This window comes from Paraburkholderia atlantica, from assembly GCF_000092885.1.
GTDB lineage: Bacteria > Pseudomonadota > Gammaproteobacteria > Burkholderiales > Burkholderiaceae > Paraburkholderia > Paraburkholderia atlantica.
Map to the genome: position 1 here is coordinate 314,065 of NC_014117.1, position 21,919 is coordinate 335,983.

22 protein-coding genes, 1 tRNA gene and 1 pseudogene are annotated in these 21,919 nt (G+C 62.8%); 9 read left to right on the forward strand and 15 right to left on the reverse strand.

Annotation, left to right across the window (positions count from 1 at the left end):
• The first annotated feature begins 62 nt into the window (after positions 1–62).
• A complete protein-coding gene (nagE, locus tag BC1002_RS01450) occupies positions 63–1,874 on the forward strand; it encodes an N-acetylglucosamine-specific PTS transporter subunit IIBC (RefSeq protein WP_013088297.1) in 1,812 nt (603 codons plus the stop codon).
• A gap of 91 nt (positions 1,875–1,965) precedes the next feature.
• Here nagE and cydX read toward each other — a convergent pair whose 3' ends face one another.
• The 5 genes from cydX to rpoH form a co-directional block, all read right to left on the reverse strand.
• Positions 1,966–2,082 (reverse strand): cytochrome bd-I oxidase subunit CydX, encoded by a 117-nt coding sequence (cydX, locus tag BC1002_RS01455; RefSeq protein WP_013088298.1) that lies wholly within the window; start codon positions 2,080–2,082, stop codon positions 1,966–1,968.
• Between the two features lie 43 nt (positions 2,083–2,125).
• Positions 2,126–3,262 carry a cytochrome d ubiquinol oxidase subunit II gene (gene cydB, locus BC1002_RS01460; protein WP_013088299.1) on the reverse strand — a complete coding sequence of 379 codons (1,137 nt, stop codon included), beginning with the start codon at positions 3,260–3,262 and terminating at the stop codon, positions 2,126–2,128.
• Positions 3,263–3,295: 33 nt separating this feature from the next.
• Positions 3,296–4,888, reverse strand: coding sequence for a cytochrome ubiquinol oxidase subunit I (locus tag BC1002_RS01465; RefSeq protein ID WP_013088300.1), 1,593 nt, complete (start codon positions 4,886–4,888; stop codon positions 3,296–3,298).
• A complete protein-coding gene (gene cydP, locus BC1002_RS01470) occupies positions 4,878–5,138 on the reverse strand; it encodes a cytochrome oxidase putative small subunit CydP (RefSeq protein ID WP_013088301.1) in 261 nt (86 codons plus the stop codon). Before cydP ends, BC1002_RS01465 begins: the two co-directional genes overlap by 11 nt.
• A 415-nt stretch (positions 5,139–5,553) precedes the next feature.
• Entirely contained in the window at positions 5,554–6,489 is a 936-nt protein-coding gene (rpoH, locus tag BC1002_RS01475) for an RNA polymerase sigma factor RpoH (RefSeq protein WP_013088302.1), read from the reverse strand.
• Positions 6,490–6,843: 354 nt separating this feature from the next.
• On the opposite strand from rpoH, the gene BC1002_RS01480 reads away from it, so the two are divergent.
• Both BC1002_RS01480 and BC1002_RS01485 read left to right on the forward strand, forming a co-directional pair.
• Positions 6,844–7,407, forward strand: coding sequence for an acyloxyacyl hydrolase (locus BC1002_RS01480; RefSeq protein ID WP_013088303.1), 564 nt, complete (start codon positions 6,844–6,846; stop codon positions 7,405–7,407).
• A gap of 41 nt (positions 7,408–7,448) precedes the next feature.
• Positions 7,449–7,832, forward strand: coding sequence for a nuclear transport factor 2 family protein (locus tag BC1002_RS01485; protein WP_013088304.1), 384 nt, complete (start codon positions 7,449–7,451; stop codon positions 7,830–7,832).
• Between the two features lie 197 nt (positions 7,833–8,029).
• Here BC1002_RS01485 and BC1002_RS01490 read toward each other — a convergent pair.
• A pseudogene (locus BC1002_RS01490) lies at positions 8,030–9,016 on the reverse strand (2-isopropylmalate synthase); the annotation flags it as partial.
• 377 nt (positions 9,017–9,393) lie between these two features.
• The gene (ybiB, locus tag BC1002_RS01495) at positions 9,394–10,365 is read right to left on the reverse strand and encodes a DNA-binding protein YbiB (protein WP_193373032.1); all 972 of its coding nucleotides are present in this window, start codon (positions 10,363–10,365) and stop codon (positions 9,394–9,396) included.
• A gap of 222 nt (positions 10,366–10,587) precedes the next feature.
• Between ybiB and BC1002_RS01500 the strand changes: the two genes are divergently transcribed.
• Together BC1002_RS01500 and maiA are read left to right on the forward strand one after the other, a co-directional pair.
• Positions 10,588–11,286: a fumarylacetoacetate hydrolase family protein gene (locus tag BC1002_RS01500; protein ID WP_013088307.1), complete on the forward strand. Its 699-nt coding sequence runs from the start codon at positions 10,588–10,590 to the stop codon at positions 11,284–11,286.
• Between the two features lie 34 nt (positions 11,287–11,320).
• Positions 11,321–11,965 carry a maleylacetoacetate isomerase gene (maiA, locus tag BC1002_RS01505; RefSeq protein WP_013088308.1) on the forward strand — a complete coding sequence of 215 codons (645 nt, stop codon included), beginning with the start codon at positions 11,321–11,323 and terminating at the stop codon, positions 11,963–11,965.
• Between the two features lie 110 nt (positions 11,966–12,075).
• On the opposite strand, the gene ftsY is transcribed toward maiA, so the two are convergent.
• Entirely contained in the window at positions 12,076–13,230 is a 1,155-nt protein-coding gene (gene ftsY / locus BC1002_RS01510; protein ID WP_013088309.1) for a signal recognition particle-docking protein FtsY, read from the reverse strand.
• 251 nt (positions 13,231–13,481) lie between these two features.
• On the opposite strand from ftsY, the gene rsmD reads away from it, so the two are divergent.
• Positions 13,482–14,096: a 16S rRNA (guanine(966)-N(2))-methyltransferase RsmD gene (gene rsmD / locus BC1002_RS01515; RefSeq protein ID WP_013088310.1), complete on the forward strand. Its 615-nt coding sequence runs from the start codon at positions 13,482–13,484 to the stop codon at positions 14,094–14,096.
• Between the two features lie 100 nt (positions 14,097–14,196).
• A complete protein-coding gene (gene coaD / locus BC1002_RS01520) occupies positions 14,197–14,706 on the forward strand; it encodes a pantetheine-phosphate adenylyltransferase (protein WP_013088311.1) in 510 nt (169 codons plus the stop codon).
• 57 nt (positions 14,707–14,763) lie between these two features.
• On the opposite strand, the gene BC1002_RS01525 is transcribed toward coaD, so the two are convergent.
• Positions 14,764–15,111 carry a transcriptional regulator gene (locus BC1002_RS01525; protein WP_013088312.1) on the reverse strand — a complete coding sequence of 116 codons (348 nt, stop codon included), beginning with the start codon at positions 15,109–15,111 and terminating at the stop codon, positions 14,764–14,766.
• A 982-nt stretch (positions 15,112–16,093) separates the two neighbouring features.
• On the opposite strand from BC1002_RS01525, the gene BC1002_RS01530 reads away from it, so the two are divergent.
• On the forward strand, positions 16,094–16,723 hold the full coding sequence (locus tag BC1002_RS01530; RefSeq protein WP_013088314.1) for a hypothetical protein: 630 nt from the start codon (positions 16,094–16,096) through the stop codon (positions 16,721–16,723).
• A 102-nt stretch (positions 16,724–16,825) separates the two neighbouring features.
• Complete coding sequence (locus tag BC1002_RS01535; protein WP_013088315.1) at positions 16,826–17,083, forward strand: YfhL family 4Fe-4S dicluster ferredoxin; 258 nt, start codon at positions 16,826–16,828, stop codon at positions 17,081–17,083.
• Between the two features lie 75 nt (positions 17,084–17,158).
• On the opposite strand, the gene hisC is transcribed toward BC1002_RS01535, so the two are convergent.
• The 6 genes from hisC to ispE form a co-directional block, all read right to left on the reverse strand.
• Positions 17,159–18,238: a histidinol-phosphate transaminase gene (gene hisC, locus BC1002_RS01540; protein ID WP_013088316.1), complete on the reverse strand. Its 1,080-nt coding sequence runs from the start codon at positions 18,236–18,238 to the stop codon at positions 17,159–17,161.
• Between the two features lie 50 nt (positions 18,239–18,288).
• Positions 18,289–18,894 (reverse strand): aminoacyl-tRNA hydrolase, encoded by a 606-nt coding sequence (gene pth / locus BC1002_RS01545; RefSeq protein WP_013088317.1) that lies wholly within the window; start codon positions 18,892–18,894, stop codon positions 18,289–18,291.
• 144 nt (positions 18,895–19,038) lie between these two features.
• Positions 19,039–19,656, reverse strand: coding sequence for a 50S ribosomal protein L25/general stress protein Ctc (locus tag BC1002_RS01550; RefSeq protein ID WP_013088318.1), 618 nt, complete (start codon positions 19,654–19,656; stop codon positions 19,039–19,041).
• Between the two features lie 163 nt (positions 19,657–19,819).
• Positions 19,820–20,776 carry a ribose-phosphate pyrophosphokinase gene (locus tag BC1002_RS01555; RefSeq protein ID WP_008921698.1) on the reverse strand — a complete coding sequence of 319 codons (957 nt, stop codon included), beginning with the start codon at positions 20,774–20,776 and terminating at the stop codon, positions 19,820–19,822.
• Between the two features lie 73 nt (positions 20,777–20,849).
• A tRNA-Gln gene (locus BC1002_RS01560) sits at positions 20,850–20,926 on the reverse strand.
• 52 nt (positions 20,927–20,978) lie between these two features.
• Positions 20,979–21,860, reverse strand: a complete 882-nt coding sequence (gene ispE / locus BC1002_RS01565) for a 4-(cytidine 5'-diphospho)-2-C-methyl-D-erythritol kinase (RefSeq protein WP_013088319.1) — start codon at positions 21,858–21,860, stop codon at positions 20,979–20,981.
• Positions 21,861–21,919: the final 59 nt, after the last annotated feature.

Sequence of the window (21,919 nt, forward strand, 5' to 3'; positions counted from 1 at the left end):
TTCTCCGCATCGCTGCACTACTCACCGAAGACGTACCCCCCGAGACAAAATTGGAGATACCGATGGATGCAAATCCGTTTCTGAAGATACAGCGCCTGGGACGCGCGCTGATGCTGCCGATCGCGGTGCTACCGGTCGCCGGACTGCTGCTGCGGCTCGGCCAGCCCGACGTGTTCAACATCAAGATGATCGCCGATGCGGGCGGCGCGATCTTCGACAACCTGCCGCTGCTGTTCGCGATCGGCGTGGCGGTCGGCTTCGCCAAAGACAATAACGGCGTCGCGGGTCTGGCTGGTGCAATCGGCTATCTGGTGCAGATCGCGGTGATGAAGGACATCAACGACAAGCTCAACATGGGCGTGCTGTCGGGGATCATCGCGGGGATCGTCGCGGGGCTGCTTTACAACCGCTACAAGGACATCAAGCTGCCCGACTACCTGGCATTTTTCGGCGGCAAACGCTTCGTGCCGATCGTGACAGGCGTTGTCTGCGTGGTGCTAGGCATCATATTCGGCCACGTGTGGGCGCCGGTGCAGAGCGCGATCGACCTGGCCGGCCACTGGCTCACGACGGCCGGCGCACTCGGCGCCTTCGTGTTCGGCGTGCTGAACCGCTTGCTGCTCGTCACGGGTCTGCATCACATCCTGAACTCGCTGACGTGGTTCGTGTTCGGCAGCTTCACGCCGGCCGGCGGCGCGCCGGTCACGGGCGACCTGCACCGCTTCTTCGCTGGCGACCCGACCGCAGGCACCTTCATGACCGGCTTCTTCCCGGTGATGATGTTCGGCCTGCCGGCCGCGTGTCTCGCGATGTTCCACGAGGTGCCGAAGGAGCGTCGCGCGGTGGCCGGCGGCCTGCTGTTCTCGATGGCGCTCACGTCGTTCCTGACCGGTGTGACCGAGCCGATCGAGTTCAGTTTCATGTTCCTCGCGCCGGTGCTGTATGCGATCCACGCACTGCTGACGGGGCTGTCGCTCGCGATCTGCTCGGCGCTCGGCATTCACCTCGGCTTTACGTTCTCGGCGGGCTTCATCGATTACGTGCTGAACTTCGGTCTGTCGACGAAGGGCTGGTGGGCGATTCCGCTCGGTATCGTGTACTCGGTCGTGTACTACGGTCTGTTCCGCTTCTTCATCCGCAAGTTCAACATGGCGACGCCGGGCCGTGAGCCCGCCGCCGCGGAAGAGCAGGTCGAGTCGTTCGCGGCGGGCGGTTTCGTCGCGCCGGCGGCCGGTGCGGCCGTGCCGCGCGCGCAGCGTTATATCGCGGCGCTCGGCGGCGCGGCGAACCTGTCGGTCGTGGATGCATGCACGACGCGGCTGCGTCTGTCGGTCGTCGATGCGGACAAGGTCTCCGAAAGCGAACTGAAGTCGATCGGCGCGCGTGGCGTGCTCAAGCGCGGCGCGAACAACGTGCAGGTGATCATCGGACCGGAAGCGGACATCATCGCCGATGAGATGCGTACGGCGATCGCGCAGGGTCAGGGCGACGCAGTGAAGGTGGCTTCTGCTGCATCGGCGCCTGCTGCTGCCGCGCCGGCTACCGCTGCGGCGCCGGTCGCGCGAAACGCTGGACACACCGATGACGCGCAAGGCGGTCCGCTCGACCCCGATCCGCTGCGCTGGCTCGCCGTGTTCGGCGGCGCGGGCAACGTGGTGTCGCTCGATGCGGTCGCGGCGACCCGTCTGCGCATGGTTGTGCGCGATCCGTCGGCGGTCGATCGTCAGCGCCTCGCGACGCTCGATACCGCGTGGGTGTCGACCGACACGTTCCATGTCGTCGTCGGCGAGGCCGCGCAGCGCTATGCGCAGAAGCTGGCCGAGCGCCTGTCGTCGCAAGGCGGTGGCGCGGGCGCGACGCCGGTGCCGGCATGATCGGTTGACGGCTGTCGGGCGCTGTTGAGTTAAAAAAAGCGGCACCTTGTCCCAAGGTGCCGCTTTCGCTTTTACGAACCGAGCGTGGCGCCTAGCGAGGCCCCCGCCTTGCCGAGCGCGCCAATTCGCGCGATTCGAGCCACATCACATTGACGACGCCGAACGCCAGCGCGACGCCAATGCCGAGAATCCAGCTGAAATACCACATCACGAACTCCTGTTTCCGGTTTGCGGTTGACGCATGGTGCCGCTCAATACATCGAATGATGGTTTTCCTTGATCGCCGCGGCGGTCACCTTGCCGCGCATCACGCGATACACCCAGCCCGTATAGAGCAGGATGATCGGCAGGAACAGGATCACCGCGAACAGCATGATCTCGAGCGTCATCTGGCTCGACGTCGCATCCCACATGGTCAGGCTGCTGCGGCCGTCGAGTGACGAAGGCATGATGAACGGAAACATCGAGAAGCCCGCGGTCAGGATCACGCCGACGACCATCAGGGAGGTCGACAGGAACGCCGTCGCCTCGAAGCGCGAGCGCGCGAGCAGCATCGCGAGCACCCCGCCGACAAAACCCGCGAGCGGCGCGACCGCCATCCACGGATAGAGCGCGTAGTTGTTCAGCCACAAACCCGGCGCGCCGATCACGGTCTTCATCAACGGATTGGACACGGCGTCGAGCGGCGGCATGTCGACGATCTGATAGCCGCCGATCATCGTCGCGACGAACGCACCCGCGATGAGAAACAACACCACCGCGCACAGCGCCGCGAGCCGCAGCGCCTTCGACGCGCGCTCGTGGACCACGCCATCGGTCTTCCACTTGACGAACGAGGCGCCGTGCGCGGCCAGCATCGACACGCTGACGAGACCCGTCAGCAGCGCGAACGGATTGAGCAGGCCGAAGAAGCTGCCGTGATAGGTGACGCGCAGATCGGTATCGAACGAGAACGGCACGCCTTGCAGCAGATTGCCGAACGCGATGCCGAACACCAGCGCCGGCACGAAGCCGCCGATGAAGAGACCCCAGTCCCACGCGTTGCGCCAGCGCGGATCTTCGCGCTTGCCGCGATAGTCGAAGCCGACCGGGCGGAAGAACAGCGCGAACAGCACCAGCAGCATCGCGAAGTAGAAGCCCGAGAACGATGCCGCATAGGCGAGCGGCCACGCCGCGAACATCGCGCCGCCTGCGGTCACGAACCAGACCTGGTTGCCTTCCCACGTCGCGCCGACCGTGTTCACGACGATGCGGCGCTCGGAGTCCGTTTTGGCTATGAACGGCAGCAGGATCGCCGCGCCCATGTCGAAGCCGTCGGTGAGCGCGAAGCCGATCAGCAGTACACCGATCAATACCCACCAGATCAGTTTGAGGGCTGCGTAGTCCATATGGCTTATTCCTCTGAAGCGATTGGCGGCGCGTCACACGGCCGTGTTCGACAGCGGCTGCGTCACCTGCTGTTCGATCTCGTGGTGATAGCGGCCCGTATGCAGCGACGAAGGGCCGAGCCGCGCGTACTTGAACATCAGCATGATCTCGATGACGAATAGCCCCGTGTAGAACAGCACGAAGCCGCCGATGCTCAGATACAGATCTCGCGGCGTCAATGTCGATGCGGCCAGGTTGGTCGGCAGAATGCCCGCGATGCTCCAAGGCTGGCGCCCCATTTCGGCGACGATCCAGCCGAGCTCGGCGGCGAGCCATGGCAGCGGAATCGCGATGACCGCCCAGCGCAGGAACCAGCGGCGCTTTTCGAGCAGCAGCGTGCGCTGCGCGCAGAACCAGAACGCGAGCACGAAGGTCGCGAGGAACAGCAGGCCAAGGCCGACCATCATACGGAACGAGAAGAACAGCGGCAGCACAGGCGGAATCGTGCGTTTTGCCGCAGCCGCGATCTGGTCGGGCGTCGCGTCGGTGACGTTCGGCGTGAACTGCTTGAGCAGCAGGCCGTAGCCGAGATCGTCCTTGTACTTGTCGAACGCGGCGTGGGCTTCGTCGCTCGAGTCGCCGCCTTTCAACTTCTGCAGCGCCGAGAAGGCGAGCATGCCGTTCCTGATGCGCCCTTCGTTTTCGGCGATCAGGTCGCGCAGGCCGACCACGGGTTCGCTTAGCGAGCGCGTCGCGATGATACCGAGCGCGTACGGCACGCGGATCGCGTAGTCGGTGCGCTGCTCTTTCTGATTGGGGATGCCAAATATCGTGAACGGTGCCGGCGCGGGCGCGGTCTCCCATTCGGACTCGATCGCGGCGAGCTTGACCTGCTGGACTTCGCCGGTGCGATAGCCGGATTCGTCGCCGAGCACGATCACGCACAGCGCCGACGCGAGGCCGAAACCGGCGGCGATCGCGAACGAGCGCAGCGCGAACTCGGTGTCGCGGCGCTTCAACAGGTACCACGACGACACGCCGAGCACGAACATCGCCGCGGTCACGTAACCTGCCGACACCGTGTGCACGAACTTCACCTGTGCGACCGGGTTGAAGATCACCGAGCCGATGCTGTCGAGCTCCATGCGCATCGTCTGGTAGTTGAACCTCGCGCCGACCGGATTGTTCATCCAGCCATTGGCGACCAGGATCCACAGCGCCGACAGGTTCGAACCGAGCGCGACGCAGAACGTGACGATCAAATGCTGCACTTTTGACAATCTGTTCCAGCCGAAGAAGAACAGACCGACGAACGTCGATTCGAGGAAGAACGCCATCAGCCCTTCGACGGCGAGCGGCACGCCGAAGATATCGCCGACGTAATGCGAGTAATAAGCCCAGTTGGTGCCGAACTGAAACTCGAGCGTGAGGCCGGTCGCGACGCCCATGGCAAAGTTGATGCCGAACAGCTTGCCCCAGAACTGCGTCATGTCCTTATAGATCTGCTTGCCGGTCATCACGTAGACCGACTCCATGATGACGAGCAACCAGGCGAGGCCGAGCGTGAGCGGCACGAACAGAAAGTGATAAAGCGCCGTGATGGCGAACTGGAGCCGCGACAGTTCTACGACTTCGCTAACGGGCATGTTGATCACCTTGGGACGGATGCGGGGCGGGCACCGACAGCAGCGCCTGCGCGACCTGCTGAGGCGGCAGCATCATGTGCTCCGCCGGTGGATGATTGAAGAATGTGAACTTGAGCGCCATCAGCAGAGCGAACTTGATGGCGAGGATGATGGCGATATCGCGCGCCAGCGTTGGACCGCGCATCCACCTGGTGAACCGGCCGCGCACGCGTGACCGGACAGTGCTGCTGCGATTGAGGGCTATGGTCATGATCGGTCGAAGACGACTTCACGCCGGTGAATCCGGCTGGATCCAGACCGCCCTGGCCGTCAGGCAGTCTGGCGAATGCATGCCGATTGTAGGAGGGGGAACCTCGCGCGCTCAGGGTTAGCCATGCGGCATCACGTCGCGAAACTTGCCGCGTCTGTCCAGTATTGCTACCGGACTTGCGATACGTCAAGAAAGGCTTACCGGCCTCGACAGGCAGGCTTGGGAATTGGCCTCCGCGGATGCACGCCGGCCGGGGGACGCACGAATGGACGACAGGAATGAAAAAGCCCCGCCGTCATGCGAGGGCGGGGCTTGAGCGCGGTGGTCGCTAAATGGTACGCGACCAGCTACCGTGTGTCGCTTTTACCCATGTCGTGGGCGGCACACAATTGACGCGCGCATGGCTTCGATGCTTTTACGCGTATTCGGTCAGTGCGCCGCGCATTTTCTTCATCGCGCTGGCTTCGATTTGACGGATACGTTCGGCCGACACACCGAACTCGTCGGCCAGCTCATGCAACGTGGAGCCGCCCGAGCCGTCGTCGGCCACCTTCAGCCAGCGCGCTTCGATGATGCGGCGGCTGCGCGGATCGAGCGCGTCGAGCGCGCTTGCGATGCCGTCGCTTTGCAGCCGGTCACGCTGACGCGAAGCCAGCACGGCGGTCGGCTCGCTATGTGAGTCGGCCAGATAGGCGATCGGCGCGTACGACTCTTCACCGTCTTCGACCTGACCTTCGAGCGCGATATCGCCGCCCGACAGCCGTGTTTCCATCTCCGCGACCTCTTCGCGCTTCACGTTCAGTTCCTTCGCGAGACCCTCGATCTCGTCAGGCGTGAACGCGCCGAGGCCTTGCTTGTGGCTGCGCAGGTTGAAGAACAGCTTGCGCTGCGCCTTCGTGGTGGCGACCTTGACCATGCGCCAGTTGCGCAGGATGTATTCGTGGATCTCGGCCTTGATCCAGTGCATCGCGTACGACACGAGGCGCACGTTTTGCTCGGGATCGAAGCGCTTGACCGCTTTCATCAGGCCGATGTTGCCTTCCTGGATCAGGTCGGCGTGCGGCAACCCGTAACCGAGGTAATTACGCGCGATCGACACGACGAGTCGCAGGTGCGACAGCACGAGGCGGCGCGCGGCCTCCAGATTGTCGTGTTCGCGCAATTCGGTGGCGAACTTGCGTTCTTCCGCCGGCGTCAGCATCGGAATCCGGTTGACCGCCTGAATGTAGGCGTCGATGTTGCCCAGTTGACCGGGCAGCAGCGAGGAATGCGAGAGCGCCAGTGCACCTGCCGGAGCGGCCTTAGCCGACGACGGGCTCAAACTACTCGGAAGGGTCATTGCATGGCTCACGTGTGAAGCTCCTTTGGAATCAGACAATAGCGTACTCAGTAAACGACTCCAGCGATGGATGTTAGCACTCAGATCTGCCGAGTGCTAATACTTAGAGGTCGCAGGGGTATCCAAGTTCCTCAAAATCCTATTGAGTCTCGATTTCTAATAGCCATCATACGCTCTATTTGGCTCGTGCGTTGAGCCTGTACAAACTACCGTTCGGGGCGGTTTCAGACTCACGATTGACTGACAACGGGCTGTTTGAAAGAGAATAATTGCTGTTCGGGCGCGTTATGGGGAAGATACTTGCTCCGGAATTCATGCTTAGAATAAAGGGGGCGCTCGCCTAATAACCGCCAGTATGGGGGCCGGATGAACAACAAGAATCTTGTGGTCCGTGGACTTACTCTAAAAAGCGCGTTGGCCGTTCTCCTATTGGGTGCGGCGGGCGCGTCCCAGGCTGACCAGTTCGGCGTGCAGGTGGCTGCCGGCGTCGGCGATCATCACGTCAAGAGGCTCGATCTCGGCGTGGTCTGGGACCCGAACCTCACCTGGTGGCAGATCGGCGACTGGCACTTCGCGTTGATCGGCGAGGCGCACGTCGCGTGGTGGCACACCAATGAAGGAAACGTTCACGACGACATCGGTGAGATCGGCGTGACGCCGGTGATTCGCTTCATCAAGTCGTCGGGCTTAGTGCGGCCTTTCGTCGAGGTGGGTGCCGGCGTCGGGCTGCTGACCAGCCCGCGCATTTCTTCCGACTTCACGTTGGGCACCGGGTTCCAGTTCGCCGAGACGGCGGGCGTCGGTCTGCAGTTCGGCGCTCATCAGCAGTATGTCGCCGGCTACCGCTTCCAGCATGTTTCCAACGGCGGTATCAAAGAGCCGAATCCTGGTATAAATTTCAGCCAGCTATATTTGCAATATCACTTCTGACCGTGGCCCCTTGCGGCTCGCGGTGTTCGAGGGGCTCTGCAATGGCGGCAAAGATGATCGAAGCGATTCGCGGGCTCGAGCGAGAGCGATTTCGCGCGATGGTCGACGGCGATGGGCAGTCGCTCGACACGCTGCTCGCGGACAACGTGAGCTACGTCCATACGAACGGCAAGCGCGAAACGAAGCGACAGTTCATCGACGGGATCACCGCGGGGCGCCGTCGTTATCGGCAGATCGAGGTGCAGTCGCAGGAAGTCTTGCCAGCCGGGCGCGAAACCTATGTGGTTACGGGCCGCGCGCTGATCGAGATGGAAGCGAACAACGGCGCGCTGCTGTTCCCGATTGCGTATACCGCGATTCACACGCACGAAGACGGGCAGTGGCGGCTGATCGCATGGCAGGCGACGCGTTGCGCGCTGGAGTGAGATTTCATCGCGCGGACGCGCCTCGTGAGCGCGTCCGTGGCGGCAGCGAAATGCGGGGTGCGCACTCCATTGCAGCAGGGTCGAGGCTCAAGCCAGATTCACGCGGTCACGCAATCTTCAGCTCTATCGCGGCTGCTCGCGCCGCATTGATCCCCGTCGGCATCCGCGTCGCGCGCCGTGCGCGTGCCACGCATCGCCACTTCTCCCGCATACGGATGCCGCGCGGCCACCGGAAGCCGAGTGCAGCGCTCCGCCACGCGCCGGATCGCCGCGAGATCCGGGAAATCCAGACCGCTGTCGATACCCATCGCATCGAGATTCATCGCGAGCGTGACGAGATCGACGTTGCCGGTACGTTCGCCATTGCCGAACAGACAGCCTTCGATGCGATCCGCCCCCGCCATCAGCGCGAGCTGCGCCGCAGCGACGGCGGTGCCGCGATCGTTGTGCGGATGCACCGACAGCACGATGCTGTCGCGGTAGCCGAGGTTGCGGTGCATCCATTCGATCTGGTCGGCGAACACGTTCGGCGTGGCCGCTTCGACGCTCGCCGGCAGATTGACGATCATCTTGTTATTGCGCGTCGGCCGCCACGTTTGCGCGACCGCGTCGCACACCTCGCGTGCGAATGGCAACTCGGTCGTGTTGAAGGTCTCGGGCGAGTACTGGAAGGTCCAACGCGTACCCGGCCGCGCCTGCGCGTATTCCTTGATGATGCGCGTACCTTCGACGGCGAGCGCCTTGATCTCGTCCTTCGACTGCTGAAACACGATGCGCCGGAACGACGGACAGATCGCGTTATACAGATGCACGATCGCGCGCGGCGCGCCTTCGAGCGCGTCGAACGTGCGTGCGATCAGCTCCGCGCGCGAAGGCACGAAGACTTCGATCGTGACGTCGTCGGGAATGCGCCGCTCGTCGATCAGCTTGCGCACGAAATCGAAATCGGTCTGCGACGCCGACGGAAAGCCCACTTCGATTTCCTTGAATCCGATTGCGACCAGCATCTCGAAGTATTCGAGCTTCTGCGCGGCGTTCATCGGTTCGATCAGCGCCTGGTTGCCGTCGCGCAGGTCGGTGCTCATCCAGACGGGCGCGGCGTCGATCGTGCGACTCGGCCATTTGCGTCCGGTCAGGCGCACGGCGCGAAAGGGGCGGTACTTTTCAGCGGGATTGCGCAACATGGTGAGGTGCCTCATTCGTGTGTCGTCGGCGAAGGGTGCTGACGTCGAGCGGTTGGCCGACTGTCACGCATGCACGATGCGGATGCCCCAGGCAACGTGCATTTGATCCTCTCGCTTCGTCCGCGCGGTAAACGGACGAAGACAAACGACGACGGGTTGTGGAGAACTACGACGGGGGTGAAGCGAAACTGCGGGAACTACCGGGAGGACCGCCGACGGCAACCGGAGCTGCCAGCGCGCGGCGCTACGCGTGACTTACGCCAGGCGTAGCGATAGGGGCCGCGCTAGGCGGCCGGAGATAATTCGGAGGGTGTTGGGGAAGGAACGCATGAGGCCAAATGTATGACGGCGTGCGCCGGCCTGTCAACCCGCGACCGTCAGGCCGCCGTCTTCGCGATGTCGACGATCAGCTCGACTTGCCGCTCGATCGCGCCCGGCACCGGCGCTTCGCCGCGCAGCACGGCGTCGATCCAGGCGGCCGTGGTCGCCGCGTCGCGCGCTTCCGGTAGTTCGACTTCGGGCGCATCGGCCGACGAGCGCTCGTGCGGCAGCCGCGTCTCGCAGATGCCGTCATGCAGCCAGTCGACCTGCACCTGGCGGCGGGTATCCGCGACCGCCTCGCCTTCGGTGCCGCGCGCGAGCAGCGCACCGCCGACGGCCGCATCGGGATGCGAGATGAACAGCTGCGTGAGACTGTCGCGATACGGCGGATGCGTGTAATTCACGAGCCGCAGCCCGGCGGGCGCGAATGGCTGCAGCAGCTTCACGAGCGTATGCGTCGAGTTGCGCACGCCCATGCGCCGGCGCAGCGCGAGCAGGCGAGCGAGCTTGGGCGCGAGTACGTCGATCGACGCGAACGCGACGCGACGCTCGGCGAGACCCGCTTCGATCTGCGCGTGCGACCGCGCCTGGGCGATGCGCAGATGCGTGAAGATTTCCGCGCTCGTCACGCGGCCCGGATCTTCGGTGACGCCATGCACGAGCACCGGCACGCCTTCGCGTGCGAGCAGCAGCGCGAGCAGCGGCACGAGGTTCGGCTGCTTGCGCGCGCCGTTGTACGACGGAATCGATACCGGCCGAAACGCGCCGTGCGGCAGCCGCACCGGCTCGAACGACGTATGCGCGGCAGCCAGCATCGCGGCGAGTTCGTCGGCGGTTTCGCCTTTCACGCGATACGCGAGCAGCACCGCGCCGAGTTCGAGATCGTCGACGCGGCCGTCGAGCATCGCGGTGTAGAGTGCGCGGGTGTCGTCGGCGGTCAGCGCGCGGGCGCCGTTCGGGCCGCGGCCGATTTCCTTGATGAAGCGGGCGCAGGGGAAAGGAGAAGTGGTATTGGTCGAGTCGGTCATCATGCGCAAGAGGCGGGTGGCGCGCCGCGCTTGGGCGTCGGCCACGGCATTCGGGGAGCTATTCGGTGTGAGTATCGCATCTATGGCGAGCGGGCGAACAGCGGCGAAGCAGGCACGTGGTGACGCGCGACGGCCCGCCGGACATGCACCCGCGCCGTGCCGCGCGTTACACTCGATGTTTCTCGCCGCCTCGGCGGCGCCCATCGAAAAACGGAGAACGGGATGAGTTACGTGTTTGCACCGGCACCGCAGGTCGCGGTGCCGGTCGTGGGGTCGAGCGAGCAGTTCGCGGTGCGCCGCATCTACTGCGTGGGGCGCAACTACGAAGCGCATGCGCGTGAAATGGGCCACGACCCGGACCGCGAACCGCCGTTCTTCTTCTCGAAGCCGGCCGATGCGGTCGTCTACGTCGCACCGGGCACCACCGGCGAATTTCCGTATCCGTCGCAGACGAAGAACGTCCATTTCGAAATGGAAATGGTCGCGGCGATCGGCGAGGGCGGCAAAGACATCCCCGTCGAGCGCGCGCTCGACCACGTCTACGGCTACGCGCTTGGTCTCGACATGACGCGTCGCGACCTGCAAGGCGAAGCGAAGAAAATGGGGCGTCCGTGGGACACCGCCAAGGGCTTCGATCACTCGGCGCCGCTCGGCCCGATCCATCCGGCTTCAGTAGTTGGTCACATCGGCGAGGGCGCGATCTGGCTGTCGGTGAACGGCGAGGACAAGCAGCGCGCGGACGTGTCGCAGCTGATCTGGTCGGTCGCGGAGACGATCGCGTATCTGTCGACGCTGTTCGAACTGCGCCCCGGCGACCTGATTTTCACCGGCACGCCGGAAGGCGTCGGCGCGGTCGTGAAGGGTGACCTGATGAAGGGCGGCGTGGACGGACTCGGCGAGTTCAGCGTACGCGTCGTCTGAGACGGCTTGCGAGCAGGTGGAGGAGGCAGACAACATGAAGCTCTACAGCTATTTCCGTAGCTCGGCGTCGTATCGCGTGCGCATTGCGCTGAACGTGAAGAACCTGTCGTACGACTATGTGCCCGTGCACCTCGTGCGCGAAGGCGGCGAGCAGCTGAAGCCCGAGTACCGCAAGATCAACCCGGACGGTATCGTGCCGACGCTCGCCGACGGCAGTCATTTGCTGCCTCAGTCGCTCGCGATCATCGAGTATCTCGAAGAGACGCATCCGGAGCCGCCGCTGCTGCCGAAGGCGCCGCTCGATCGCGCTTATGTGCGCTCGTTGGCGTTGCAGGTCGCGTGCGAGATTCATCCGCTGAACAATCTGCGCGTGCTGCGCTATCTGAAGCACACGCTGCGAGTCGACGACGACGCGAAGGACGCGTGGTACCGGCACTGGATCGACGCGGGTTTCACGACGCTGGAGACGCATCTCGCCGGCGACGCGCGCACCGGCAAACTGTGTTTCGGCGACACGCCTACGCTCGCCGATGCGTGCCTGATTCCGCAGGTTTTCAACGCACAGCGCTTCAAGGTCGACACCGCAAAGTTTCCGACGATCCAGCGCATCTGCGACTACGCGATGCAACTCGATGCGTTCGCGCGCGCGGCGCCGGGCGCGCAGCCGGACGCGGAGTGAGCACAGGCTCGCTTGAAGTGTTGACGACGGCTTAAACGAAAAAGGGCACTCCGCGGAGTGCCCTTTCCTTTTGCGCGCCTCAAGCGGCGAGCGCCGCAGCGATCACGCGATTAGCCGCCCAGCAGCGCGTCCGAAAACTCCTCTGCGCTGAACGGCTGCAGATCGTCGACCTTTTCGCCGACGCCGATGAAATACACCGGAATCGGGCGCTGCCGCGCGATCGCCGCGAGAATGCCGCCCTTCGCCGTGCCGTCGAGCTTGGTGACGATCAGACCGGTGAGGCCGAGCGCGTCGTCGAACGCCTTGACCTGCGTAAGCGCGTTCTGTCCCGTGTTGGCATCGATCACGAGCAGCACTTCGTGCGGCGCGCCGTCCTGCGCCTTGCCGATCACGCGCTTCACTTTGCGCAGCTCTTCCATCAGATGCAGCTGCGTGGGCAGGCGGCCGGCCGTGTCGGCCATCATCACGTCGATGTTGCGCGCGCGTGCGGCGCCGACCGCGTCGAAGATCACCGCGGCCGGATCGCCGCTTTCCTGCGCGACCACGGTCACGTTGTTGCGCTGGCCCCAGACGGCGAGCTGCTCGCGCGCGGCGGCGCGGAACGTGTCGCCGGCGGCGAGCAGCACCGACTGGTGAAAGCTCTGCAGATGCTTCGCGAGCTTGCCGATGCTGGTGGTTTTGCCCGCGCCGTTGACGCCGGCGATCATCATCACGAGCGGCTGCGCGCGGCCGAGCATCAACGATTTTTCGAGCGGCTTCAGCAACTCGACGAGCAGCGTGCGCAGCGCGGTCTTCACCTGCTGGGGGTCCGTCAGGCGTTCGCTGCGCACTTTCTCGCGCAGCGATTCGAGCAGGAATTCGGTCGCCTCGACGCCGGCGTCCGACATCAGCAGCGCGGTTTCGAGTTCCTCGTACAGGTCCTCGTCGATCTTCGTGCCGACGAAAATGCCGGTCAGGTTCGAACTGGTTTTCGCCAGGCCGCTCTTCAGGCGTGTGAGCCACGAGCGCTTCGCGCCGGCGTCCTGCACGGGCGGCGGAACGATTTCGACGCTGTCGAGCGCGGTGTCTTGCGGCTCGGGCTGCGGCTCGATGATGGTCGTGGCCACAGGGGGAACGGAGGGCGCGGCAGGCGCGACGGGTTCGGCGGGCGCAACCGGCTCGACGGCCTCGGCCTCGGGCGTCGCGCCGTCTTGCGCCGCCAGCGATTCGTCTGCGGCGGTATCGGACTCTTTCGAACCCTTGAATCGTTTGAAAAAGCTGAACATGATCTGAGGTATGGGAGAGCGCGCCGATGCGCGCAGCCGGCACGGGACCGGCGAAGCGGTGGGCAGCGCCGGGATGCGAAAAGGCGGGGCGCTGGCAGCCGCACATTTTATCAGGCGTGCCGCGGTGCGTCGTAGTGGCCGCCCGGGCAGGCTGGACGCGCGCTGCCCCTGTGGTAACGTGGGCGCTCCGGCCCCGCGCGCATCGGCGTCGCGGGCGTATTCACCACCTAGCTGAAACTGCACGATACTGCATGCCTCGTTTAGCACCCTCACGCGCCGCTGGCGCTTCGTCCAAAGGCGGTAAGCCGCATGCCATTCGCATCATCGGCGGCGACTGGAAACGCACGCCGCTGCCCGTGCTCGATCTGGACGGCTTGCGCCCGACGCCCGACCGCGTCCGCGAAACGCTGTTCAACTGGCTCGGCCAGCGCCTGGACGGCCAGCACTGCCTCGATCTGTTCGCCGGTAGCGGCGCGCTCGGCTTCGAGGCGGCGTCGCGCGGCGCGGCGCGCGTGCTGATGGTGGAGCGTCATGCGCGCGCTGCCGGCCAGTTGCGTACAAACCAGCAGCGGCTCGATGCACGCATGATCGAAATCGCCGAGGCAGACGGCCTGCGTCTTGCTGCGAGCCTCGCGCCAGGCTCGTTCGACGTCGTGTTCCTGGATCCGCCGTTCGATGCCGATCTGCTCGGCAAGGCGCTCGCGGTGGCCGTGCCGCTCGTGCGCGCCGACGGTTATCTTTATGTCGAGGCCGGCGAAGCGCTCGAACCGACCGCACATGAGCCGCTCGCGGGCTGGGAGGTCGTGCGGCAGGGCAAGGCGGGCGCGGTGCACTTTCATTTGCTGCAGCGCGAAAATAAGGAATAATGCGCGTTCCAAAAAAGGGCCGGGCGGTTTATCGTCATCCGCGCCGGTGCGAAATACGTCGCTTGGACGTGCCCTTTTGTCTGAAAAGAGGAGAAGTCTCATGGTAGTCGCCGTGTACCCGGGCACGTTCGACCCGCTGACGCGCGGTCACGAAGACCTCGTTCGGCGCGCGTCGAGCATCTTCGATACGCTGGTGGTGGGTGTTGCCGACAGCCGTGCCAAGAAGCCGTTTTTCACTCTGCAGGAGCGCCTCGCAATTGCGCATGAGGTGCTCGGCCACTACCCAAATGTCCAGGTGATGAGCTTCAAGGGGCTGCTGAAGGACTTCGTGCGGACCAACAACGCGCGAGTGATCGTCAGGGGTCTGCGCGCGGTGTCGGACTTCGAGTACGAGTTCCAGATGGCGGGCATGAACCGCTATCTGCTGCCCGACGTCGAGACAATGTTCATGACGCCATCCGATCAATATCAGTTCATCTCGGGCACGATCGTGCGCGAGATCGCGCAGTTGGGCGGCGACGTCAGCAAGTTCGTGTTCCCGTCGGTCGAAAAATGGCTGAAGGAGAAGGTCGCTTCGCTGGACCCGCAGGGCGGCGCGCAGGGGACGTGAGCCTGAGTCGCGCGAACGGCCGGTTTTGGCGGATCACTTAACCGACGCAGAGCAATGTCAGCTACCCTTCGCGGCCTTGGTGAACGCCTCGGCCAGTTTGTCGAAGTGTCGGAGCGCCGCGGGTGTGAGCTCGACCTGTTTGCGGCGAGCATCTTCGGTGTCGTTGAGCAGGAGCCAGCCCTTTTCGCGCATTGACGTGATGCGGGCATGCAAGGTGGCCGGAGACCCGAGCGCACTTTGGGCCATCATCTCTCGAACCGACAGGCGTTCGTTTTTTTGCCTCATGCGAGCAACGAACTCCAGGATCTTTTCTTCGAGCGGATCGAGCGCGGGAAGTGAGGGAAGACCTCGCAGTGCTTCGGTCAATTGAAGAAATCGAAGATAGATATCAGCAGGGCGCGTCATGACCATCGCTCCAATGAAAACGCCGCTCACCCGAGCGCGGAAAGCGAACCTTGATGCTGCCCAGCGGCAAACGGGCTTCCTTATTTTATCTCCATGTCTAGCTTTGGCGGGCGTTAAGGGATCTGCAGGGAGGCGATGGAACTACGCTCGAATCGCAGCTCTACGGAGTCCGTATAACACGATGGTCGTCGATCAGGTGACGAAGGCCGTACGGCGCTACGTGCTCGTAGAGGATCGGCCAATCGACCGCGAGTAGCGGAATCGTTGGGTCCTTCCGGCACCAGTACGCAACAAACCGCGCCCAGCCGCCGAGGAATATTCCTTCGCCAGAACTCAGCAGACACGGAGGGCGAGCGACGGGCGGAACCAGTATCCGCGGCGTTCCCGCCGCCAGGATTTCAAGGGCGTCCGACGATTCGCGTGACGCCGGCAGACTGTCCTCGGTGTCGGACAAGTATCGACGCACTTCTTCCGCTACGCGTGTGCTGCGAAGCTCCAGGTAAGAGGCACGGATTTCATCGAGTGCTGAACTGGGTACACGCGAATAGTTGGAGTCCCCCAGTCTTTCCAACACAGCGCGGCTGACGAAGTCAGGAAGCGCCCCCAACGTCGTTTCGCTTCCGAGCAACGCATCTTGAAAGACGGAATAGCACGCGAGCCATGGAGCAGGCGCGCAGCTCACTGGTCGGCGTGCCGATGCCCATCGGTTCGGCCGGTTAGCGCGTTCCGTTCCCGCCTGTTCTCTCAGGTTCATTGCTATAAAAAACATATCAATATGGGCGTGGCTCTATATTCTCGTCGAGCCCGGCATAAAGCTATAGATGGGTTTTCGGTCGCGTTGCGCCGAACTTGAGGGTCCCACGAAATTTTTCCGGGAGCGTCACGATGGCTCGGACCGAAAGCCTGCTGCTTGTCCTCGCGGAACGCCATCCATGCACGCTATGATGCATTCCGCAAAGGCAACCGAGGATGGCTCACCGTAATGTCTAGCTTACGTTTGCATTTTTGGTCGATCGCTGGGACCGTGGTCGCGTTTCTGGTGTCGCTGTGGATCAATCAGGAGGTGTTTGCGCACACGTCTTTCGTGCGAGGAGTCAACTGGATTTTCCTGCCTTCTGGTGTTCGGCTACTGAGCACGTTGCTGCTTGGATTCGATGGTGCAATCGGCCTGCTGCTTGCCGGACTGGTTACCGACTTTCTGTACTGGTTTCCGCATGACCCGGTGCGTGCGACAGCCGGCGCTTTGCTTGGGTCTTTGGCACCGTATCTGGTGTACCGATTTGCGCTCGAGTATTACGATCTGCGCGCATCGTTGATGAACCTGACGCCGAAGCGGCTTCTTGTTCTGGCTGTCGCCTATTCGGTGGCAAATCCGCTGTTTCACCACCTGTGGTTCGCGCTGACCGGTACGACGAAGAACTGGTTCGAGAGCTTCTTCACGATGTTCGTGGGCGATCTGACCGGCGCGCTGATCATGCTGTATGTGATGAAGGGGTTGCTGGCCTTGTTGCCGAAACAGCCTGGCAATTCACGCATGTCGAATGGCATGTTCAGCATTCAGTTGGCGTTGAACAGCGCATACGCCAATCAGTTAGCAACGAAGCCGACCTGACCGAGAAGCGCGGCAGTCCTTGTTCCTCGCGCGGGATTGCACGACCGTGCGGGGGCGGAAAAGCTATAATGTATTGTTTTTTCTAGCAAAGTTGGTGGCAGCATGGCCCTGATGATTACCGACGAGTGCATCAATTGCGACGTCTGCGAGCCCGAGTGCCCGAACGACGCGATTTCGATGGGTCCGGAAATCTATGTGATCGATCCGAAGAAGTGCACCGAGTGCGTCGGTCATTTCGACGAGCCGCAGTGCATTCAGGTGTGCCCGGTCGAGTGCATTCCGCGTGACCCGAACCACCCGGAAACGCGCGAAGGTTTGATGGCGAAATACCACGCGTTGCAGGCCGCCAAAGGCACCTGACGTTCGCGGGCGACGCGCAAAAAAAAACGGCGAAGGCCAGCGGGCCTTCGCCGTTTTTTTGCGGTGGCGTTTCCGTTATCCGACGTAAGCGCTGAAAATACCGCGCAACGCGTCGAGCAGGACGTCGCATTCGGTGTCGGTGCCGACCGAGATCCGCAGATGCTGGTCAATCCGCGGTGCGTTGAAATGCCGCACGAAAATTTCCTTTTCCCGCAGCCGCGACGCGAGCGTCGCCGCGTCGTACCCTTGATGCCGCGCGAACAGCAGATTCGCGGCCGACGGCACCACCTCGAAGCCGAGCGCGGTCAATTCCGCCGCGAGCCGTTCACGGCTCGCGATCACCTTCGCGCAGCATTCGCGAAACCAGGCGTCGTCTTCATATGCGGCGGTGGCCGCGGCTTGCGCGAGACGGTCGAGCGGGTACGAATTGAAGCTGTCCTTCACACGATTGAGCGCATCGATCAGCGCCGCATCGCCGAACGCAAAGCCGACGCGCATGCCGGCGAGCGAACGTGACTTCGACACGGTCTGCACGACGAGCAGATTCGGATAGCGGTCGATCAGCGCAATCGCCGACTCGGCGCCGAAGTCGACATAGGCTTCGTCGATCACGACGACCGAATCAGGATGACTCGCGAGGAGGCGTTCGATTTCCGCCAGCGGCAACGGCCGGCCGGTCGGCGCGTTCGGATTCGGAAACAGGATGGCGCCATTGGGCACCGTGTAGTCGTCGACGTTGATTGCGAAGCTCTCGTCGAGCGGGACGGTACGGTAGTCGACCTCGAACAGCTTCGCGTAGGTCGGATAGAAGCTGTAAGTGATGTCGGGAAACAGCAGCGGCTTGTCGTGCTTCAGCAAGGCCTGGAATGTTAGCGCGAGCACTTCGTCCGAGCCGTTGCCCGCGAATACCTGGTCGGCGCGGATGCCGTGATACGCGGCGACCGTTTCGCGGAGCTTGCGTGCGCTCGGATCGGGATAGCGGCGCAGTGCGTCGGCCGTGTCGCCAAGCTCGCGGCGGATCGCGTCGAGCACGCGCGGCGACGGCGGATACGGATTCTCATTGGTGTTCAGCTTCACCGGATGCGCGAGCGCGGGCTGCTCGCCCGGCACGTAAGGCGTCAGACGGTGAACGATGTCGCTCCAGTAGCGGCTCAAGCGATTCTCCTCGCGGGGTCGATTGCGGGTTTCGATGGATGTGGCGCGCGTCAGCTGTTGTTGCGATGCAGTTGCATCATTGCGCGTTCGAGCTCGCCCTTGATGATCTGCGGCATCACCGCGAGCGCGCGCTCGATCGACGCGTCGATGACCTCTTGCTCTTCTCGCCGTGGCGGCTTCAGCACATAGTTCGCGACGTCCGGTTTCGCGCCGGCGCGCGCGCTTTCGGGGATCAGATCGCGCGGATGGCCGATGCCGATCCGCAGCCGCCAGTATTGCTGCGACGACAGATGCGCGCTGATGTCCTTCAGGCCATTATGCCCGCCGCTGCCGCCGCCGAGCTTCAGCTTGACGCTGCCGGGCGGCATGTCGAGCTCGTCGTGCGCGACGAGGATCTCGTCGGGAAGAATCTTGAAGAATTGCGCGAGCGCGACGACCGATTGACCGGAGCGGTTCATATAGGTCTGCGGCTGGAGCAGATGAACTTCCTCGCCATGCAGCCGCGCCTTCGCGTAAAAGCCGTGAAAGCGCCGCTCGTCGCGCAGCGTCGTGCCTGCCTCGCGCGCGAGTTGATCGACCAGCCAACAGCCGGCGTTGTGACGCGTCGCGGTGTATTCGGCGCCCGGATTGCCGAGCCCGACGATCAGCTTGATCATGATTGCGTGAGTCCACCAGGTCCGGAAGTGAAACGCACCGGACTATGCCGAAAAAAAACCCGCCAGGGCGAACCTCGGCGGGTCACATCGACCGTTTCATCCGAAACGGATCGAGAGGATTGCTTGCTTCGAACCGAAAGGCTCTTAAGCAGCCGGCGTTTCGCCGCCTTCAGCAGCAGCAGCGTCTTCAGCGATTGCGCCAGCCGGGATCGTTGCAGCAGCGACCACCGGGTTTTCCGCGTCGACGTGGGCGACGAGCGCCACACCTGCCGGCAGCGGGATGTCCTTCGCGTGAACCGATTGACCTGCTTCGATCTTCGCGAGGTCAACTTCGATGAATTCCGGCAGTGCCGACGGAAGGCACTCGATTTCGATTTCGTTGATGACGTGCGAGATCACCGCGCTCGACAGCTTCACTGCCGGGTTGGTTTCCTGGTTCAGGAAGTGCAGCGGCACCTTGGTGTGCAGCTTCTTCGACGCGTCGACGCGCTGGAAGTCCACGTGCAGCACGAGCTGACGGAACGGGTGGTATTGCACGTCGCGCAGCAGAACCTGTTGCGACTTGCCTGCCACTTCCAGGTCGAGGATCGACGAGTGGAAAACTTCTTTCTTCAGCGCGTGCCACAGGGCGTTGTGATCGAGTTCGATCAGTTGCGTGTCAGCACCAGCGCCATAAACGATACCCGGAGTCTTGCCCGAGTTACGCAGGCGGCGGCTCGCACCCGTACCTTGCTGGGAACGCTCGAAAGCGACTACTTTCATGTTGAATCTCCAATGCACTGCCCGCGACCAGGCAGTAAAAACAGGGCCTCGAAGCCGTATTGGCTGAGGCCCAGGAAAGCGGCAAGAACCTTCGTTCGTTCATGCCGATTGTGCAAAAACGCCGCGTGTCGCATGAAGCGGTACGCGGCGTCTTCGCAAATGCTTAACTTTCAGCGAACAGCGACATCACCGAATCGCCGCGGCGGATGCGCGAGAACGTTTCGGCCAGCAAACCGGCGCTCGTCAGCGAACGGATCTTCGCGCACGAACGGGCTTCTTCGCCGAGCGGGATCGTGTCCGTGACTACGAGTTCGTCGAGTGCGGAGGCGGCGATACGTTCGCCCGCGCCGCCCGACAGAACCGGGTGGGTGGCGTACGCGAACACCTGCTTCGCGCCGCGTTCCTTCAGTACCTGCGCGGCCTTGCACAGCGTGCCTGCGGTGTCGACCATGTCGTCCATGATCACGCAGGTGCGGCCTTCGACTTCCCCGATGATGTTCATCACTTCGGCGACGTTCGCCTTCGGACGACGCTTGTCGATAATCGCTAGATCGCAATTGAGTTGTTTCGCCAACGCACGGGCGCGGACCACACCGCCGACGTCCGGCGAAACGACCATCAGATTGTCGTAGTTCTGCTTGCGCAGATCGCCGAGCAGCACGGGCGTTGCGTAGATGTTGTCGACCGGGATGTCGAAGAAGCCCTGAATCTGGTCGGCGTGCAGATCCATCGTGATGATCCGCTCGACGCCGGCGATTTCCAGCATGTTCGCCACGACCTTCGCCGAGATGGCGACGCGCGCCGAGCGCGGGCGACGATCCTGACGGGCATAACCGAAGTAGGGGATGGCTGCGGTGATCCGGCCTGCGGATGCACGCTTGAGCGCATCGACCATGATCATCAGTTCCATCAGATTGTCGTTAGTCGGCGCGCACGTGGATTGCAGGACGAAGACATCCTTGCCGCGCACGTTTTCCTGAATCTCGACCTGGATTTCACCGTCCGAGAAACGGCTAACCATTGCTTTGCCGAGGGGAATACCGAGATTTTTGACGACTTCCTGTGCAAGCGCGGGATTTGCGTTGCCAGTAAAAACCATCAGGCCGTCATGGCTGCTCATCATGCACCTACTTCAGGCTGGGGCGGGAGAATGTGAATTACTGCGGCGAACTACAGCGAACTACGAGAATTTTTGGCAGGGGAGAAAGGATTCGAACCTTTGCATGCCGGAATCAAAATCCGGTGCCTTAACCAGCTTGGCGACTCCCCTACACTAACTTTGAGCTCCGCCGAACGTGGAGTTGCGTTCGACGATGCAAAACTTATGACGCGAAAGCAAAGAGTGGATGCTGATCCAAGCCCGCTGCTACTGCGCTATTCCATTCGCCGGGCAGTTTGGCTTGCGCCGCTTCTGCTTCAGCTTTGCTACGGAACGCTGCAAAAACACTGGCACCCGATCCGGACATCCGCGCTGGTGCGACGTTCTCAAACCACCGCAACACTTGCGCTACTTCCGCGTACTTTCCTATCACAACCTGCTGCATGTCATTCCGGCCGAAGCTTTCTGGCCACTCAGTGTTGCAGCTGCGTTCTGCAGGAAAGTCCGTGATTATGAGAGGCTTTGTATCTCTTGTCAACGCTTTTTCGGAAAAAATCGCTGCAGTTGGAACCTGCACCCTCGGCGTCACTACCAGAAAGTGACGCGGCGGCAATTGTACAACGTCTAATGATTCTCCGACACCCTCTGCGAACGCATTTTTTCCAAATACAAAGAAAGGCACGTCCGCGCCGAGCTTCAACGCAAGTTCCTGCAACTCCTGACGCGGCAGATCGAGCTTCCACAGGCGATTGAGCGCGAGCAGTGTCGTCGCCGCGTCGGAACTGCCGCCGCCGAGGCCTGCGCCCATCGGCAGGCGCTTGTCGATTTCGATATCGACGCCTTCGCGAGAGCCCGTATGCGACTTCAGCAATGTCGCGGCACGTACGGTCAGGTCATGCTCGGGTGGCACGGAGGCGATTTCGGTGCGGCGCGTGATGAGACCGTCGTCGCGTCGCGTGAAGTGCAGCGTGTCGCCCCAGTCGAGCAACTGGAAGACCGTCTGCAGCGTGTGATAACCATCCGGCCGACGGCCGGTGATGTGCAGGAAGAGATTGAGTTTCGCTGGCGCGAGACAGTCGCGCAGCGAGTCGGTTGTTTCGATCATGAGTGAAGGCTACATGCGCCATGGTGGCGCTAAACGGGTAGCAAGGTTACGTGAGCGGA